This is a genomic window from Chitinophaga sancti (assembly GCF_034087045.1).
Classification (GTDB): Bacteria; Bacteroidota; Bacteroidia; order Chitinophagales; family Chitinophagaceae; genus Chitinophaga; species Chitinophaga sancti_B.
The window spans coordinates 8,258,183-8,276,304 of the sequence record NZ_CP139247.1 but is presented as its reverse complement, the minus strand read 5'-3'; the positions used below and the strand labels follow the sequence as shown (position 1 = coordinate 8,276,304).

The window sequence follows — 18,122 nt, the reverse complement described above, 5'->3', positions numbered from 1 at the left end:
AGTATCTCCGACTGGCATTATTGCAAAACCCTCTTTAATTACCCGGATTATGCTGTAACCGGCTCTTATCGCTGTGTCTTTTTCTCAACAAAAGGACCAGGATCAGGCCATTCATTCACCTAAAAAAAACAACGTTTCACGTTATGAAGAAACATGTATGCCGCACCATTATATGGTGCTGGGCCTTGTTGCTGCTTGCCGGTAACGTACTAGCCCAAACCCGTATAACTGGTAAAGTTACTGACAAATCCTCCGGCAATCCCTTGCCCGGTGTTACTGTAGCAGTAAAAGGTTCAAACAGAGGTGGTGCCACTGACCCTGGTGGACATTACACATTACAAGCTAAAAAAGGGGATGTCCTCATTTTCTCTTTCGTCGGTTATACTTCACAGGAAGTAACTGTAGGTGATGGACCCTCGCTCGACGTTATTCTCTCTGAAAAAATCGGTTCGCTCGATGAAGTAGTTGTAACCGGCTATGCCACTCAACGTAAAAAAGATCTGACAGGTGCTGTATCTGTTGTGAATGTAGCACAGATCACCCGCCAACCCACTGCACAGGTAAGCAACCAGTTGCAGGGGCAGGTATCAGGTATCATGGTACTCGGCTCTGGTCAGCCCGGTGAAGAGCCACAGGTACGTATCCGTGGTGTGAATACTTTTGGTAATAACACCCCGCTCTATGTAATTGATGGTGTGCCAACACAAAATATTGTGGACATCAACCCAAATGATGTGGAGTCCATGCAGGTACTGAAAGATGCAGGTTCGGCCTCCATCTATGGTGCCAGAGCGGCAAACGGTGTGATCATTATTACTACTAAAAAAGGTAAGCCAGGCAAAGTAAGAGTGACTTACGATGCATACTATGGTCGTCAGGTACCTAAAGGTGGTAATGTGTGGCACCTGCTGAATTCACAGGAGCAGGCTAACCTGAAATGGATGGCGCTGAAAAATACGGATCCGAATATTGTGTACAACGATGGTCTGTATGGCTCCGGTGCTACCCCCGTTTTACCTGATTACATTGCTCCCGGTGGTTTGAAAGAAGGTGATCCTGGTGTAGATCCTTCTTTGTATAATGTAGATCCAAATTATAAAAACCCTTCAGACCTGGATAATTTCTATCGTATTACCAAGGCTAACAAGCAAGGTACTGATTGGTTCCATGAGATCTTCAAGCCAGCACCTATCACCAGTCACAACGTTTCAGTAAGTGGCTCCAGCGATCAGGGTAGTTATTTCCTCTCTTTCTATTATTTTAATCAGGAAGGTACGCTGAAAAATACTTACCTGAAACGTTATGCGATCCGCTCTAATAGTAGCTTCAATGTGAGTCAGCATATCAGGATAGGGGAGAATATCGAATACTCTCTCATCGACAATCCACAGATCGATGCACTCACAGAAGGTAGTGGAATTGGTATGGCTTTCCGCGAGCAGCCTATCATTCCGGTATACGATATCAAAGGTAACTATGGTGGTTCTTTCAGTACCAACAGTGCACAGCTGGGTAATGCGCGTAACCCTGTTGCGATCCAGGATCGTATCCGTAACAACAAAGGATTGGGTTCACGCCTGTTGGGCAACATGTTCCTGGAAGCAGATGTGCTGAAAGTATTCACACTCCGTACATCATTCGGTGGTGAAATCTTCTCATCCAGCACACACACCTTCACCTATCCGGAATATGAAAATACGGAAAACAATAAAACGAATTCATATACCGAAGGTTCCAGCAATGGTTACAACTGGACATGGACCAATACCCTGACTTTCCGCCAGAAATTTGGCAGACATAATATCACTGCTTTAATTGGTTCTGAAGCTTACGACAACCATGGTCGCACGCTGACCGGTACTACACAGAATTACTTCATTTTCGATCCTAACTTCACCAATCTTTCTACCGGTACCGGTACGCAGACAACTGGCAGTGGCACCTATTCAGATGGGTTGTTCTCCCTGTTCGGTCGTGTGGATTATAGTTACCACGATCGTTATTTGTTAGGTGCGGTTATTCGTCGTGATGGTTCCAGTAAGTTCGGTGCTAACTACCGTTATGGTTGGTTCCCGGCTGTAAGTGCTGGTTGGCGCATTTCTCAGGAGGCTTTCCTGAAAGATGTATCCTGGCTGACAGACTTGAAGATCAGGGGTGGTTACGGTATCATGGGTAACCAGCTGAATGTGGAAAGTTCAAACGCCTTTACACAATATGGTTTGAACAAAGGTTCTTCTTTCTATGACCTGAATGGTACTTCCAGCACACTGGTATCTGGTTTTACGAAAACACACATTGGTAACCCGGATGCGAAATGGGAAAGCAACATCAACTCCAACATAGGTATTGATGCGAGCTTCTTCAAAGGTAAAGTGGAAGTGAGTGCAGACTATTACTACAAGAAAGTAAAAGATCTGTTGTACAAACCTGAAATTTCTGCTACTGCTGGTCGTACAGATCCTCCTACTGTGAATATTGCACAGATGGAAAACCATGGTATAGACCTGTCTATCACAGCTACGGGTATTCACCTGACGAAAGAACTCACGTTCAAAGCAAATGCTACGTTCACTACATTCAAGAACAAGATCGTAGCTATTTCTTATGATGCGCCTTACTTTGACCAGGAGTCACGTCGTTTCAATGGTAGCTTCATCATTCGTAACGCAGTAGGACAACCTGTATCCAGCTTCTTTGGTTATAAGACAATAGGTTTCTGGAATGAACAGGATGAGATCACAGCTGCTAACCTGGAAGCACAGAAAGCAACCGGCAATAGTAATGCTACCTACCAAACACAGGCAGCGCTGGGTCGTTTCCGCTATGCGGATATCAACCATGATGGTCAGATCACTGAAGCAGACAGAACTTTCCTTGGTAATCCTAACCCGGATTTCAGCTATGGTCTGAACCTGGAACTTGATTATAAAAACTTTGATTTCAGCATCTTCCTGTATGGTGTACAAGGTAACCAGATCTGGAACCAGGTTCGTTGGTGGACTGACTACTATGCTAACTTTGCAGGTGCAAAAAGTAAGACAGCGCTCTATGATTCATGGAGACCTGATCATCACAATGCTACTGCTCCTATCCAGGAAAATGACAACTCTTTCAGTACGAACAACGTACCTAACTCTTACCTCGTAGAAAACGGTTCTTACCTCAGAGCGAAGAATATGAGCCTGGGTTATACTTTCCCTGCGTCAATATTGAAGCGGGTAGGTATAGATCGCTTCCGCGTATATGTACAGGCAGCGAACCTGTTCACGATCACGAAGTATAAAGGTATAGATCCTGAGATCTCTGGTGGTTCTACCAACTATGGTTTGGATGAAGGTGCTTATCCTAACCAGCGTCAGTACCTGATAGGTGTAAATGTTGGATTCTGAAAATGTTAAAAATCGCTAACAATGATTAAGTCAAAATATATAGTCATAGCGGCAGTGATGTCTACTGCCATACTGGTAGATGCGTGCAGCAAGAGTTTCCTGGAACGTAGCCCTCAGGGAGCATTGACAGGTAGTGACGTACAGAGTAAAGATGGTATTCAGGCTTTGCTCGTAGGTGTATATGCTGCACTGGATGGGCAAAGTAGTGGTACAACAGCGTTGAATGGTAGTAACCCATGGGAAGCTACACCGACTAACTGGATCTATGGTAGTGTAGCTGCCGGCGATGCACACAAAGGTAGTGATGCCGTTGACCAGCCGCCTGTGAGCCAGATTGCCTCAGGTGTATTTGATCCAAGTAATGGTTTCTTTAATACCAAATGGCAGGTATTGTACGAAGGTATAGCCAGGGCCAATACCTTGTTATCATTATTGCCGGATGCTACAGGTATGACGGATGCCGATAAGGTGGGTGTGAAAGCACAGACTTTGTTCCTGCGTGGTCATTATTACTTTGAGCTGAAGAAGATGTATGACAAAGTTCCATGGGTTGATGAAACGAACATGGACGATTACAAACAACCGAATAATGTGGATATCTGGCCTAAAATCGAAGCAGATTTTCAGTATGCTTACGATAACCTGCCGGAGACACAAACCAGCGTAGGTCGTGCTAACAAATGGGCAGCTGCCTGTTACCTGGCAAAGACTTATGTATATCAGGCAAAGTGGTCGGATGCGAAAGCGCTATTTGATATCATCACAGTAAAAGGACAGACTACAAATGGTTTGCCTTACGGATTGGTAGATCGCTTTGAAGATAACTTTGATCCGGCTAATAAAAATAACAAGGAATCTGTATTCGCGATCCAGATGACAGCCAATGATGGTACGCTTTCTATTGCGAATGCGAATCAGGGTGAGATGCTGAACTTCCCTTATAACAGTCCGTTTGGTTGTTGTGGATTCTATCAGCCTACACAGGACCTGGTGAATTCATATCGTACAGATGCCACTGGATTACCTTACCTGGATGATGCAAATGATCATGCGGTGAAGAATGACATGAAGATCCTGTCTACAGAGCCATTCACACCTGATGCAGGAAACCTGGATCCAAGATTGGACTGGACGGTAGGTCGTCGTGGTATTCCTTACCTGGATTGGGGTAATCACCCGGGTCGTTCATGGGTACGTGACCAGGATTATGCAGGGCCTTATGCACCAAAGAAAAATGTGTACTGGCAGTATAACCAGGATAAGTACAAAGATGCGAACTCCTGGGCGCCGGGATCTGCATTGAATGTAGTGTTGATTCGTTATGCAGATGTATTGTTGCAGGCAGCAGAGGCAGAAGCACAATTGGGTAACTATACCGCTGCAGAAACTTATGTAAACCAGGTACGTACCAGGGCAGGTAAGCCAGCAACAGCGGTGTATAAATACACAAATGATGCGGCACCGATGGGTGGATTCTCCACAACGCCTGCAGCTAATTATGTAATATCGACTTATACTCCCGGCACATTTGCAGCGGGTGGAAAGGATTTTTCCCTGAAGGCCATCTACTTTGAGCGTAAGCTGGAATTGGCCATGGAAGGACAGCGATATTTCGACTTAGTTCGTTGGGGTATTGCGGCTACAGAAATGACCAGGTTCTTTGCGTATGAGTCAAAGATTACTACTGACATCACAGGTGGTAAGTTTGTGTCTGGAAGAAATGAGCATTATCCGATACCACAGCGTCAGATTGACCTGAGTGTAAAAGGTGGTACAAAGACATTGGAGCAAAACCAAGGTTATTAATAATTATTAAAAGTTCTCATTTGAGTGATGAATGAGCCCGTCAGTACGGGAGCCTCTTAATCCGGGGCAGTTGAATTACGAATGGCGGCCGAGTGCTGCCATTCGTAATTTTTTTTAACTTGTAATATATGGTTAGATATATTCCTTTCGTATTCCTCGTTATCATCTTTTCTTGTAAAAGCCGGCCGAAAGGCGAGGCGTTGGCTACTAAATATTGTAGTAGCTGTCATATAGCGGTGTCACCTGCCTTGTTAGATAAAGAAACGTGGTTAAAGCATGTATTGCCGGCGATGGCGCCCAAGCTGGGGATTGGTGTGTGGGATGAAGATAAGTATTATGCGCAGAAAGGTGGGATCACCATCCAGGAATGGAATGAAATTGTGAGTTATTATAGGGAATTAGCGCCTGATTCATTGAAAGCGGGATCTGCGTCTTTAAAAGAGGATGCTTCGATTTTTGCCGTACATACGCCCCTAATAACCGATACTGTTTATAGGGCGAGTACGACCTTAGTTTCCATTGATCCATTTACGGGTGGAGTGTATTCAAGTGCAGAGAATGGGAAGACGGCATCGCTGTTTAAATGGGATAGTTTGAAGGCGGGGAAAATATTTGATCTGCAATCAACAGGAGTAGATTTAAACTGGGTGGCGGCGGATACGGGTATCCTGACTTGTATTGGGAATTTGAGGGCGGTAGATCAGTTGGCGGGTGTGATCTGGAAAATAACCCCTTCATTGAGAGAGGTGCATACGATTGCCATGGGTTTGCCCAGACCTGTTCAAACTTTGCCATTTGGGAATGACTATGTTACCCTTGGGTTTGGCCACAAATTCGGGGGGCTTTATCTTGTAAATGAGGAGAACAGGAAAACAATACGGGAGGTGCCGGGTGCTATTCATGCTGAAACCGGCGATTTCAACAATGACGGCTACCCTGACCTGGTGGTGTTATATGCTTATGATGATGAAGGGATCTGGCTATTCCTGAATGATAAAAAGGGGGGATTTACAAGTGAGAACGTCCTTCGTTTTCCACCGGTTTATGGGTCCACCAGTTTTCAGTTGGCAGATATAAATAAAGACGGCAAGCCGGACATTATTTATACGGCTGGCGACAATGGTGATTATTCTATGATTCTCAAGCCTTACCACGGGGTGTATGTATTTTTGAATAAGGGAAATTTTAAATTTGATGTGGATAAACCAGATTTCTTCTACCACATTAATGGGTGTACCAAGGTGATAGCTGCAGATTTTGACCAGGATGGGGATATTGATCTGGCTACGATTGCCTTTTTTGCAGATCTGAAGAATAACCCTTCGGAGAAATTTGTATACCTGGAACAAAAAAAGGCATTAGTGTTTGAACCTCATGCAGTTATAGGGCTGGTTGACCAGGGTAGATGGATCTGTATGGCGGCAGGTGACTATGACAAAGATGGGGATATCGACCTGGTGTTGGGTAGCTATTCGAGGGGATTTATCATCCAGGATGGGTATGAACCGGCCTGGAATATTCATACGCCGCTGGTACTGCTGGAAAATAAGAAAAAATAACCGGCCCCAACCTTACTCATCAATTAAATAGTAACTCAAGTTGACATTTTTTTTACATGGCAGATCATAGTTGTAACAAATAAATCCTTATATTGCATACACAACAACAGGTAAGAAATCTAAATCGTGGCATGCTAACATAGAGATTAGCCCACCTTGATTATTTCCCTGGATACATACATTTAAAAATATAAACAATACGCTTGTATTGTTTTGTCTATAAAGATACTCCTGATTGAACTGATCAGGTTTTAGAATGGCGGAAGGAGAGGCACAATGTGCCTCTCTTTTATTTACAACCAAAAATAAATACCTATGATACAGCCATTTAAATTACCACGCTACCTTTCGTAACTCTTTTATTATTTTTCATCATATTCTGCTAACTTTAAAGCCAGACAACCAAGGTCTCAAAGATGGAACCATACTATTATGATTGTGCGTTGGTAAAAAACCGAATACATGCAATAATCGCTACGCACTCCACGCCACAAGCGCTTAACTGGCTTCAACAACAGTTACAGCTGCTACAGGAAGCGAAGACTACTCAGCGCTTCAACATCACTTTCACTGCCATGCCCCGTTTCACGGGCAAACAAGTCATACCAGACACGCACATTCCCGAGGCAGATAACTTTTTCATTTATGGGTATACGTTAGATCGCCTCGCACGTATCTGGTGGTTGCTCCAGTTTCCTTCGGAGGACCGGTCCCGTTATGTCGCTGCTATTGAAGACCTCTTCTCGGCAGCAGATATGAATGAGCAGATTACATTGTATGGTGCATTGCCTTTGCTGGCATATGGGGAAGAGTGGAAACTGCGTACTGCTGAAGGTATCCGCTCAAACATAGGCGGGGTGCTGGAAGCCATCATGGTACACAATAGTTATCCTGCCCAGTACCTGGATGAACCAGCCTGGAATCAGCTGGTGATGAAAGCGATTTTTACAGACAAACCTGTGCATTTGATCACTGGTCTTGACGAACGTGCTAACCCGGTACTTGCGCAGATCCTGATTGATTATGCACATGAACGCTGGGCTGCCGGCAGAAAGATCAATCCGATGTTGTGGAGATTGATCGCTCCTTTTATTGATCATGAGATCCTGCCTGATATCAGTCGTATCTGGGCATCGGATCAGATCATAGACAAAGAAGCTGCGGCATTGGCCTGTGCTCATACCGGTTTTGCGCCGGCAAAAGCACTCCTGCAGCAATCGCCGGAGTTGGCTGGTGCCATCGCCGATCAATCGTTGACATGGGATATTGTTGCTGAAAAAGCGAGTGTATAGTTGACAACAGGTAAACAGGTAAATGTATAACATAGTTGGCACTCGTCAGCTTCAATAGGCAAATGTATTGCCTTAATTCATGATATGAACCTGCGGAAAACCGGAATTAACATTGAATAGCATAAACGTGTATCACACCTTCAATGTATATGCAGTAAACTTGCAGTCATTCAACCAGGAATTTTAAACAAATTATCAGGTCTCACGAAATTATTTTGACATGTGTTGTAGTCACGAACTGAATGGAACAACCCAACCATTGACAATGGTACCCGCGTATATGGAGCGTATAAAAGGAATGCAGTTCTTTGATCCCCATATTCACATGACAAGCCGCACCACAGACGATTATCAGGCTATGGCAGCGGCTGGTATTACTGCTGTAATAGAGCCTGCTTTCTGGTTAGGACAACCCAGAACCGGCATTGATACCTTCAGGGATTATTTCAATTCCCTCATTGGCTGGGAACGATTTCGTTCCTCACAATTTGGTATTAAGCATTATTGCACCATCGGATTGAACAGCAAGGAGGCCAACAATGAAAAACTGGCGGAAGCTGTGATGGAAATACTGCCTCTTTTTATTTACAAAGAAGGAGTAGTAGGTGTAGGTGAAATAGGCTTTGACGACCAGACACCCGCTGAAGAAAAATATTATCGCGCACAGCTAGAACTCGCTAAGGAAGCGGGTTTGCCAGTGCAGATCCATACGCCACACAGAGATAAAAAGAAAGGTACCACACGTAGTATGGACATTGCCATCGAACATGGCATTGACCCAAAAATGGTGATTGTAGACCACAATAACGAAGAGACTGTAAAAGAAGTATTGGACAGGGGTTTCTGGGCTGCATTTACCATTTATCCATTTACAAAAATGGGGAACGAGCGCATGGTAGAAGTTGTAAAACAGTATGGCAGTGAGCGGATTATGATTAATTCTGCTGCCGACTGGGGTATCAGTGACCCATTGGCTGTACCTAAAACAGCGGCTCTCATGCACGAAAGTGGTATTGACTCGAATGACATTCATTTGGTAACTTTCCGCAATGCTATAACAGCCTTTGCCCAAAGTGGACAAATTAATGAAGCGGATTTTGAGATGGTAAAGAATATAGACCAGAGCCTGAAGTTCAACGGAAGTACCGTATTACGCGGTGGTCAACAACCTTTCCGTAATGCTCAGTCTACTATCATCAGTTAAACAGCAGTATTTAGAATTGACGAATGTCCTGATTAAAACCCAGACAGATCGTACACCACTGCCAGGTTATTTTAACCAGGCAGGGAGTTGTTCGTCGTGCTGATAAATTAAAACATGTGTGTGAATATGGATCAAATGCAATTCGTATTTCGTCATTCGTCATTGAGAAAACCTGTGTACCCGGTGAATTATATTATTAGCAAATTACTAGGATATTTACGTTTAATGCGTCCTGCCAATATCGTGACCGCTGTAGCAGATGTTTTGGCTGGGATAGCTATATCCGGTTTTTTGGGGTCTGCAATGGTCAATTACCTGGATCATCTGTTGCCCGTACTTTGTCTCTGTCTGGCTACTGTAGGTCTGTATGGAGGAGGTGTGGTGTTCAACGATGTAATGGATGCAAAATTGGACACAGTTGAACGCCCTGAACGCCCGATTCCAAGTGGCATAATTTCTATGAACCAGGCAATTGTACTGGGGTCGTACCTTTTATTAGTCGGTATACTGGCGGCATTTACTGTTGCACGTGTGACTGGTTTTATTGCACTGGGTATTACTGTATGTGCACTGGTATATGATAAATGGGGGAAACACCAGGCATGGGGCCCTGTGAATATGGGCCTTTGCAGGGGATTGAATTTATTGTTAGGAATTAGTATTGTGATGCCTGCTTTGCAAGCGTATTGGTGGATGGGGATTATTCCTGTCGTATACATTGCGGCAGTGACCTACATCAGTCGTGGTGAGGTACATGGGGGCAATGCAATGACTATGCGGATAGCAGCTATTGCTTATGCACTGGTATATGGTACGATGGTAGCACTGGCATATTATAATGAACACCTGCTCATTGCATCTCCGTTCATCCTGTTATTTATCATTATGATTAACAGACCACTGTGGATTGCCATGAAAAATCCTACAGGACCTAATATCGGGAAGGCGGTGAAAGGAGGGATCATTGCGTTGATAGCCATGAATGCAGCCTGGGTCGCTGCGTTTTCTTCCCTGCAACATGCATTGTTGGTGTTGATATTGTTACCTATATCTATGCTGATTGCAAGAGCTTTTGCTGTAACCTGATATTGTTGAATTTATATAGTTGGCCGCAGGGCCAGCGCAAAGAAAATCGCTTTTGTCACTGGCAAAAGCGATTTTTTCATGCTACTTTTAAAACGGCTTTTATTATTTGATGAGCACACAATCATAGCTATGCACGTTATTCAACAGACATTCAGTGTTCCATATACCTACGAGGTATTCTTTACAACCCATCTCTTTGACTCAGGGAACCCACTGCTTAAGAACTACCTGGAATCCCAGGCCGCGAACAATCTTAGCAAGCGCTTACTGGTTATTGCTGATGAAGGATTGATCAAACATCATCCGAACCTTCCTATACAAATCAAACATTATTGCGAAACCGTGAAAGGTTTTGAACTTGCAGGCAACATCCTTGTTATTCCTGGTGGCGAAGCTGTAAAGAACGACATGCCGTTATTTTATAGCCTGGTGGACGCGATCGATCAGTATTCCATCGACCGCCATTCATTTGTAATCGGCATTGGTGGTGGCGCCGTACTGGACCTGGTAGGGTTTGCAGCTGCTGTATCTCACCGGGGGGTACGTCATATTCGTATACCAGGCACCGTGTTATCACAGAACGATTCAGGGGTTGGTGTCAAGAATGGTATTAACTACAAAGGGAAGAAGAACTTCCTGGGCACCTTTGCACCACCAGCAGCCGTATTCAACGATGCGCATCTGCTTACAACGCTGGATCCGAAAGACTGGCGGGCAGGTATTGCTGAAGCTGTAAAAGTAGCACTGATCAAAGATGCACCTTTCTTTGAATGGCTGGAAGCGAACGCTACAGCGCTGGCAAACGGAGATCTTCCGCTCATGCAGGAACTGGTATACCGTTGTGCTGCCTTACACATGGCGCACATTGGTGGTGCGGGCGATCCATTTGAAAGTGGTTCTTCCAGGCCATTGGATTTTGGTCACTGGAGTGCGCACAAACTGGAACAGTTATCTAATTTCGAATTGCGCCATGGAGAAGCTGTTTCCATTGGAATGGCAGTAGACAGTGTCTATGCTTCATTGCTGGGTTGGCTGGATCAGGCATCTGCTTTGCGGATAGTAAAGTTATTGCAGCAGTTACATTTGCCGGTGTACCACCCGTTAATGGAGCATAAAGAAGGTGTTCCTTCGCCGGTGATCAAGGGATTGGAAGAGTTCAGAGAACACCTTGGCGGCAGACTCACCATTTGTCTGTTAAAAGGCATCGGGGTGGCAGCAGAAGTTCATGTGATGGATCTGACACTTTTAGACAAAGCTGTAGAGACAGTCAAATCGCTTTCTTAAAACCTATTTTCATGCAAACAGTTACAGGTCATCTTTCCTATTGCACGAATATTCACCCGGGTGAAACCTGGCCAGATCATTTCGCGCAATTGCAACAATATATTCCATCTATTAAAGCAAGTGTATCGCCTGATAAACCTTTTGGCATTGGTCTGCGTCTTGCCAACACGGCGAGTTTAGAGCTGTCTAAAGAAACTAACCTGCTGGCTTTCAAGCAATGGCTGAAAGAACAGGGGTGCTATTTATTTACGATGAATGGTTTTCCATACGGGGGCTTTCATCATACCGTGGTAAAAGACCAGGTACATACACCTGACTGGACCACTTCGGACAGAGTGGATTATACTGCTCGCCTTTTCCGTATTCTCGCTGCTTTGTTGCCGGCAGATATGGAAGGTGGTATTTCTACTGCGCCCTTGTCGTACAAACTATGGCATGATGATACAGAAGCGGCGATGGAAACGGCCACGTTAAATATGTTGCAGGTATTGGGTCAGTTAGCACGTATACATCGCGCAGGTGGTCCTTTGATGCACCTGGATATAGAACCGGAGCCGGATGGATTGATGGAGAATATCCAGGAGTATATTGACTGGTACTTTGCTTACCTGATGCCATTGGGTATTAACTATCTGCTGGACCAGTTTGATATGACAGAAAAAGAAGCTGGTGCTACTATAAAAAGGCATATTCAATTATGCTATGACGTATGCCACTTTGCATTGGTATATGAGTCGCCTGCATTTGTATTAAGTAAGTTGCACGAGTATGGCCTGAAAGTTGGTAAATTACAAATCAGTGCAGCGCTGAAAGCCACTATGCCAGCAGTTCCTGAAGAAAGAGAAGCGGTGGCGCAGGCATTCAGTGCATTCAACGAACCGACTTATTTACACCAGGTCATTGCGCGAAAATCGAACGGTGATTTTCTGCATTATCCTGACTTACCACAGGCACTGGCAGATGCGAGCAATAAGGATGTAGTGGAGTGGCGATCTCACTTCCATGTACCGGTATTTTTAGAACACTACGAGTTACTATATTCTACACAGTCTGATATTCGTGAAGTATTGGCCTTGCAACGAGAACAGTTATTTACGCAGCATATGGAGGTGGAAACCTACACATGGGGGGTATTGCCGGCAGCATTGAAACTGCCAATGGATCAATCAGTTTCGCGCGAATTGGGCTGGGTGATGCAACAGCTTGGAATTCTGAAAATGGAAGGCTAGATTTGAGCACCAATTATATCCTAAGAATGGCACAACGATCATGAAAAAGACAGTTGTTATTGACGTCGTAGGTCTCTCCTCCTCCCTGATTGGAGAACACACCCCTTTTTTAAAGGGCTATGTACAGCAGCATCAGTTACGCACAATTAAACCTATGGTGCCTGCAGTCACCACAGCGGTACAGAGTACTTATGTCACCGGACAATGGCCTGCGGAGCATGGCATAGTCGGTAACGGCTGGTATGACCGTCAGGATTGTGAAATCAAGTTCTGGAAACAATCAAATAAGCTGGTAGATGCACCGAAGATATGGGAAAGGGCGAGGAAGATAGATCCTTCCTTCACTGTTTCCAAAATGTTCTGGTGGTACAACATGTATTCCAGTGCAGATTATTCTGTGACGCCACGTCCGCAGTATTTAGCTGATGGCCGTAAGGCGCCGGACTGTTATGCACATCCATCATCACTGCGTGATCATTTGCAAAAAGAGCTAGGTACATTTCCGCTGTTTCAGTTCTGGGGACCGGGTGCGAATATTAAATCGACCCAGTGGATTGCAGATGCATCGGTGATGACGGATGATATGTATAATCCTACATTGACATTGATCTACCTGCCACACCTGGATTATTGTCTACAAAAATTCGGGCAGGATCTGAATCGCATCAGCAAAGAATTGCGCGAGGTAGATGAGGTGGTGAAACAGCTTGTGAATCATTATGAAAAGAAGGATACCCGTGTGATCATTCTCTCAGAATATGGAATTACGAATGTGAATAACCCTATTCATCTGAACCGCATTTTCCGGCAGGAAGGTTTGATAGCGGTGAGAGAAGAACGTGGTTTGGAGTTGCTGGATGCAGGGGCATCGAAAGCATTTGTGGTAGCGGATCACCAGATTGCCCATGTGTATATAAATGATCCTTCGGTATATAAGAAGGTAAGGGCGATTGTGGAAAACATACCTGGTGTACAACTGGTATTGGACCGCGAAGGCAAGCGAGCACACAATATGCACCATGCACGTAGTGGAGAGTTCGTGTTGGTAGCAGATACAAATAGCTGGTTTACTTACTATTATTGGCTGAACGATGCGAAGGCGCCGGATTTTGCCAGGTTGGTAGATATTCATCGTAAGCCAGGGTATGACCCGGTAGAGATGTTTATGAACCCTGCAGATCCGTTGATCAAATTAAAGGCAGGTTTTAAGCTGTTAAAAAAGAAATTAGGTTTCCGGTACCTGATGAATGTGATTCCGCTGGATGCGACATTAATTAAGGGGGCTCATGGGCGAATTTCGGAAGATAGTCAGTATCACCCGGTATTAATAACGGCGAAAGGGGAGGAGACGAATGCGGTAACGGCGGTTGATATTTATGATGTGATCTGGAAAACGATGCAATAGAGCGAGCAATCATAGAAAGAGCAGAAATCTGTATTTTGAATAGCAGGTTTCACAAACGAAAATGAACTTTGTAATCAATAAAATTGGTGTCAGGGGATTATTTTAGCTAATCCCCTGATTTCCTATATTTCCTAGACTTGGTAGGCTATTCCCCCTTAAACTCACGACAGTCAGAATCATAACATAAAGTTATATCCCATAACTTTTAGTAATGACCTAATACCCTGATTATTTTGTTGAACCTCCGCCAACACTGTACTTTTGGCTTGTCCGCGACACTTATTTTTGCTAAAAAGGAAATTCATCAAAACCAACCGACTACCTGCCAACCGGCACGTGTGTGTCTAACCTGTATATGATTGCGTTATTTCAACAGACTGATTATTGGGTAATATTATCCATCGGATTGATCGTGGGCTATCTTTCCGGTTTACTAGGCAAAGGAGGAAGTGCGGTGAGTACGCCGGCATTACAGATCTTTGCCGGCATCAACCCCTTTTATGCGCTGGCCTCTCCATTACCCGCGGCAATTACCAGTACGATATCTGCAACGGCGGTTTACAGCAAGGAAAAGCTTTTCGATAAAAGAGTGATTGGATTAGGGGCAATATTTGGCGTGCCTGCTACGGTATTAGGGGCTTATTTTAGCCATTACCTAAAGGGTGAAACATTGATGATCTTTACCGCTTTATTCATCATGGGAATCGGTACGACGTTGTTGATTTCATTTTTAAGAAAGAAATCTGAAGAAGTTGCTGAAAAAGAAGCGTTTCATACCGGGTTAATGATCGTGGCGGCAATAGGTATTGGTTTATTATCCGGTTTATTGGCGAACGCGGGCGGGGTGTTGTTTAGTAGCTTCTTTATTAAGCGGTTAAAAATGCCTATAAAGCAGGCGCTGGCATGTTCCATCGTTTTATCTGCGATCTTATCCATACCCGGGGCCATCATGCACTGGTACCTGGGTCATATTGACTGGAATGTGGCGCTTTTACTGGCGCTTACGGCGATACCCTCTTCTTATTTAGGAGCGAAAACAGCGGTGAAAATGAAATCACCATTACTTGAAAAAGTATTTGCGTGTACGCTGATCGTGTTTGGGTTGTATGATATCATCTACACTGTCTTCTTTTAAAAATGTCGGCCTTTGGCCACCCACCAAATAAAAAAGCTTTTACCTGATTGGGTAAAAGCTTTTAATATTTTCAGGGTAATTAGAAGTCCTTAACGCTGCCAGCGTCAGGCGCAAACCTTCCTACCACAAAAAATCCAGGGGTGCTATACCCTTTGCTCACGCAATATCTGCGCCCTTTCTTCCGGAGGTAATGAATTCACTACCAGATCGTAGGCATTCTGTAATAAAGACTGTAATTCGGGAACTGGCAAAGTTTCCAATTGTTTGATCTGTACCCAGTGATAACGGGCCAAATATGGCGCCGGTACGATACCTGGTTGGGAAATGAGGCGATGGAAATCTTCCAGCCTGCACTTCAGGGATACCTGATGTGGAAAAGTTTTAGAGATCATGCAGAAAAGCTTTTCACCTACGGAAAACCGTACATCATCATCCCACTTATCTTCCCGCACTACGGCAGGGAAAGCAAGGCAGTAATTAAGGGTCATGTCAAACATAGTACTGGCAGCTTAAAAGTTAAAAAATTCCTATTCTCTCAGTGATAATTATAAGGCACAAGCGTGCAATATCTTTTGTAACGTGAAATGGTAAAAGGCGCGTTGAGCAGATAGCTTTTGTTATAGATGAGTCTCTTAGTGATATGGCAACGTTCCTTAAAACCTTGGTGGTTCCGATGTTCCCTGTAATTATATATTTCCCACTATAAATTTAAGTATCTTTTCTCAAAGCGAACACATATTTTATTGTTAAATCCGGATTATCAGGAAGCTGTACAGTAATTGATGGTGTATATATTTTTTCATAATGTTTGCCCTTTGCAGTATGATGGCATCTGCAAAGGGCAAAATGTTATTATTTGAATTTCCTCGCCATCTTTTCTTCCAACACATCCAATGGTACACAACCATCTTTCAACAATTCGTCGTGGAAATCTTTGATATTAAATTTATCTCCCAACTCAGCAGTATACTTATTCCTCAATTCGCGGATTTTCATTTCGCCTATTTTATACGACAAAGCCTGTGCCGGCAAAGCCATATAACGCTCAATTTCTGCAGTGGCTTCCTGTTCGCTTGTTGGTTCATAATCAAGCATATACTTGATGGCTTGCTCACGGGTCCATCCTTTGTAGTGCAAACCTACATCCACAACGAGTCTGATGGCGCGATGAATTTCATCACTCAACCTACCGAAATACATGTACGGATCTGTATATATTCCTAACTCTTTACCAAGGCTTTCGCAATATAGTGCATAACCTTCCCCATATGCCCCGATCCAGTTAAATCTGCGGAATTTTGGCAACGAATCGTTCTCCTGTTGAATAGAGATCTGGAAGTGGTGACCGGGTATTGCTTCGTGCAGAAACAGGCATTGCATACCGGTGTAACCAAATTCTTTTGCATTCAGAATGGGTACGTAGAATACACCTGGTCTTGAACCATCTGCAGCACCCTGCATGTATTCCGCACTGGCAGAGGCGGCCCGGAAAGCTTCTGTCTGCCTGATTTCGAAAGGTGTCTTTGGCAGGTGACCATACAGTTCTTTTACCTTTGGCATAATCCTGTCTTTGATACTTGCGAAGCTATCGAGGATTTGTTTGGGGGTAGAGAAGATCTTGAATTTTTTGTCGGTTCTGATGTACGTAAAGAAGGAGGGCAGATCGCCTTTCCAGCCAGTTTCCGTCATTACCTTTTCCATTTCACCTTTGATGCGGGCTACTTCTTTTTCACCGATGGCAAAGATTTCGTCAGGTGTGAAGTTGGTGGTCGTCCAGTATTTGCTATAGAGCGCGTACCAGTCTTTACCGTTAGGCAGTGCGCCATAACCGCTGGTAGTGCGTGCTTTGGGCAGGTATTCTTTTTCGATAAAGTCGTGCAGCCGTGCATAAGAAGGTAAGATATACTGTTCGATGCATGCTTTGTAGGCAGTAGCGAGTGCAGTATCCTTCAGGGTTCTGAGGGGTGCATAGAAAACATTGCCGGTGTCTTTCTTAGCGATGTCAGCCAGTTGTGGAAGTATTTTCACAACCAGTGTTTTGGGTAATACGACACCTGTTTCCATGCCTTTGCGCATGTTTGCAATAGCTGTGTCTGCCCATTCAGAGAATGATTTCATGCGGGACATGAAATGGCGGTAGTCGTCATTAGTTTTGAATGGTTGAGCGCTGGCGCCAGAGCCTAGTAAAGGGAGCATTAAGGTAAGGCCACTGAATTGATCAAACGGCATGTAATGATCAGGGAATTTCAGGCGCTCTTTGCTCAGGGTGAGGTCGCGTTGCAGCATGAGATAACTGATCAGGTCATTGGGCGTAAGGCCTGCAGTATCTACACCATTGAGTGCTGTTAAGTAGCTGGTGTAAAAGCTATCGGTGCGATGACGGAACTGTTCGCTGATGTCAATTTGCAGGAGACTATCATACTGATGTTCTCCATTCATGGTTGCTTCCAGTGGAAACAGTTCCATTCTGTCATCATAATATTTTTGGACGAGGTGGTGCAGCGAATCGGCATCATTGCCGGATTTCTTGCCAGGCTGACCACAAGCCATTGCCAGCAGCATCGATGGCAGTAGGAGATAGTGCTTTTTAAACAGCATTGTTAACTTAGATTTTGTTGATGGAAACTGGCGTAAAATAAAAAAACACTCCGAAGAATCGGAATGTTTTATATAGAACAGTGAACAATGAAAACTTATTAAAATCAGGTATTTATCAGCTTAACTCCATTCATT

General features: G+C 44.3%; 12 protein-coding genes. 10 read left to right on the top strand and 2 right to left on the bottom strand.

From position 1 onward, the window contains the following. Positions 1 to 143: 143 nt before the first annotated feature. From SIO70_RS33090 to SIO70_RS33045, 10 genes are all read left to right on the top strand, one after another. The gene (locus SIO70_RS33090; protein WP_320578204.1) at positions 144 to 3,389 is read left to right on the top strand and encodes a TonB-dependent receptor; all 3,246 of its coding nucleotides are present in this window, start codon (positions 144 to 146) and stop codon (positions 3,387 to 3,389) included. A 21-nt stretch (positions 3,390 to 3,410) separates the two neighbouring features. Continuing rightward, entirely contained in the window at positions 3,411 to 5,195 is a 1,785-nt protein-coding gene (locus SIO70_RS33085; protein ID WP_320578202.1) for a RagB/SusD family nutrient uptake outer membrane protein, read from the top strand. Between the two features lie 128 nt (positions 5,196 to 5,323). After that, positions 5,324 to 6,754 (top strand): VCBS repeat-containing protein, encoded by a 1,431-nt coding sequence (locus SIO70_RS33080; RefSeq protein ID WP_320578200.1) that lies wholly within the window; start codon positions 5,324 to 5,326, stop codon positions 6,752 to 6,754. A 416-nt stretch (positions 6,755 to 7,170) separates the two neighbouring features. Further along, the gene (locus SIO70_RS33075; protein WP_320578198.1) at positions 7,171 to 8,046 is read left to right on the top strand and encodes an EboA domain-containing protein; all 876 of its coding nucleotides are present in this window, start codon (positions 7,171 to 7,173) and stop codon (positions 8,044 to 8,046) included. 220 nt (positions 8,047 to 8,266) lie between these two features. Next, positions 8,267 to 9,250: a TatD family hydrolase gene (locus tag SIO70_RS33070; protein ID WP_320578196.1), complete on the top strand. Its 984-nt coding sequence runs from the start codon at positions 8,267 to 8,269 to the stop codon at positions 9,248 to 9,250. A 135-nt stretch (positions 9,251 to 9,385) separates the two neighbouring features. Continuing rightward, positions 9,386 to 10,336, top strand: coding sequence for a UbiA-like protein EboC (eboC, locus tag SIO70_RS33065; RefSeq protein ID WP_320578194.1), 951 nt, complete (start codon positions 9,386 to 9,388; stop codon positions 10,334 to 10,336). Positions 10,337 to 10,414: 78 nt separating this feature from the next. Further along, a complete protein-coding gene (locus tag SIO70_RS33060; protein ID WP_320578192.1) occupies positions 10,415 to 11,620 on the top strand; it encodes a 3-dehydroquinate synthase in 1,206 nt (401 codons plus the stop codon). An 11-nt stretch (positions 11,621 to 11,631) separates the two neighbouring features. Continuing rightward, positions 11,632 to 12,849 (top strand): metabolite traffic protein EboE, encoded by a 1,218-nt coding sequence (gene eboE, locus SIO70_RS33055; RefSeq protein WP_320578191.1) that lies wholly within the window; start codon positions 11,632 to 11,634, stop codon positions 12,847 to 12,849. A 40-nt stretch (positions 12,850 to 12,889) separates the two neighbouring features. Further along, on the top strand, positions 12,890 to 14,254 hold the full coding sequence (locus SIO70_RS33050) for an alkaline phosphatase family protein (RefSeq protein ID WP_320578190.1): 1,365 nt from the start codon (positions 12,890 to 12,892) through the stop codon (positions 14,252 to 14,254). A gap of 355 nt (positions 14,255 to 14,609) precedes the next feature. After that, positions 14,610 to 15,389 (top strand): sulfite exporter TauE/SafE family protein, encoded by a 780-nt coding sequence (locus SIO70_RS33045; protein ID WP_320578189.1) that lies wholly within the window; start codon positions 14,610 to 14,612, stop codon positions 15,387 to 15,389. Between the two features lie 143 nt (positions 15,390 to 15,532). Here the strand turns inward: SIO70_RS33045 and SIO70_RS33040 are convergent, their stop codons facing one another. Next, the gene (locus SIO70_RS33040) at positions 15,533 to 15,886 is read right to left on the bottom strand and encodes an MmcQ/YjbR family DNA-binding protein (protein ID WP_320578188.1); all 354 of its coding nucleotides are present in this window, start codon (positions 15,884 to 15,886) and stop codon (positions 15,533 to 15,535) included. A gap of 355 nt (positions 15,887 to 16,241) precedes the next feature. Next, complete coding sequence (locus tag SIO70_RS33035; RefSeq protein ID WP_320578186.1) at positions 16,242 to 17,987, bottom strand: DUF885 domain-containing protein; 1,746 nt, start codon at positions 17,985 to 17,987, stop codon at positions 16,242 to 16,244. Positions 17,988 to 18,122: the final 135 nt, after the last annotated feature.

What these genes read in the sequence shown, in the direction of transcription:
- SIO70_RS33090 (WP_320578204.1), top strand. Translation starts at nt 144, where the DNA reads ATGAAGAAACATGTATGCCGCACCATTATATGGTGCTGGGCCTTGTTG.
- SIO70_RS33085 (WP_320578202.1), top strand. Translation starts at nt 3,411, where the DNA reads ATGATTAAGTCAAAATATATAGTCATAGCGGCAGTGATGTCTACTGCC.
- SIO70_RS33080 (WP_320578200.1), top strand. Translation starts at nt 5,324, where the DNA reads ATGGTTAGATATATTCCTTTCGTATTCCTCGTTATCATCTTTTCTTGT.
- SIO70_RS33075 (WP_320578198.1), top strand. Translation starts at nt 7,171, where the DNA reads ATGGAACCATACTATTATGATTGTGCGTTGGTAAAAAACCGAATACAT.
- SIO70_RS33070 (WP_320578196.1), top strand. Translation starts at nt 8,267, where the DNA reads ATGTGTTGTAGTCACGAACTGAATGGAACAACCCAACCATTGACAATG.
- eboC (WP_320578194.1), top strand. Translation starts at nt 9,386, where the DNA reads ATGCAATTCGTATTTCGTCATTCGTCATTGAGAAAACCTGTGTACCCG.
- SIO70_RS33060 (WP_320578192.1), top strand. Translation starts at nt 10,415, where the DNA reads ATGCTACTTTTAAAACGGCTTTTATTATTTGATGAGCACACAATCATA.
- eboE (WP_320578191.1), top strand. Translation starts at nt 11,632, where the DNA reads ATGCAAACAGTTACAGGTCATCTTTCCTATTGCACGAATATTCACCCG.
- SIO70_RS33050 (WP_320578190.1), top strand. Translation starts at nt 12,890, where the DNA reads ATGAAAAAGACAGTTGTTATTGACGTCGTAGGTCTCTCCTCCTCCCTG.
- SIO70_RS33045 (WP_320578189.1), top strand. Translation starts at nt 14,610, where the DNA reads ATGATTGCGTTATTTCAACAGACTGATTATTGGGTAATATTATCCATC.
- SIO70_RS33040 (WP_320578188.1), bottom strand. Translation starts at nt 15,886, where the DNA reads ATGTTTGACATGACCCTTAATTACTGCCTTGCTTTCCCTGCCGTAGTG.
- SIO70_RS33035 (WP_320578186.1), bottom strand. Translation starts at nt 17,987, where the DNA reads ATGCTGTTTAAAAAGCACTATCTCCTACTGCCATCGATGCTGCTGGCA.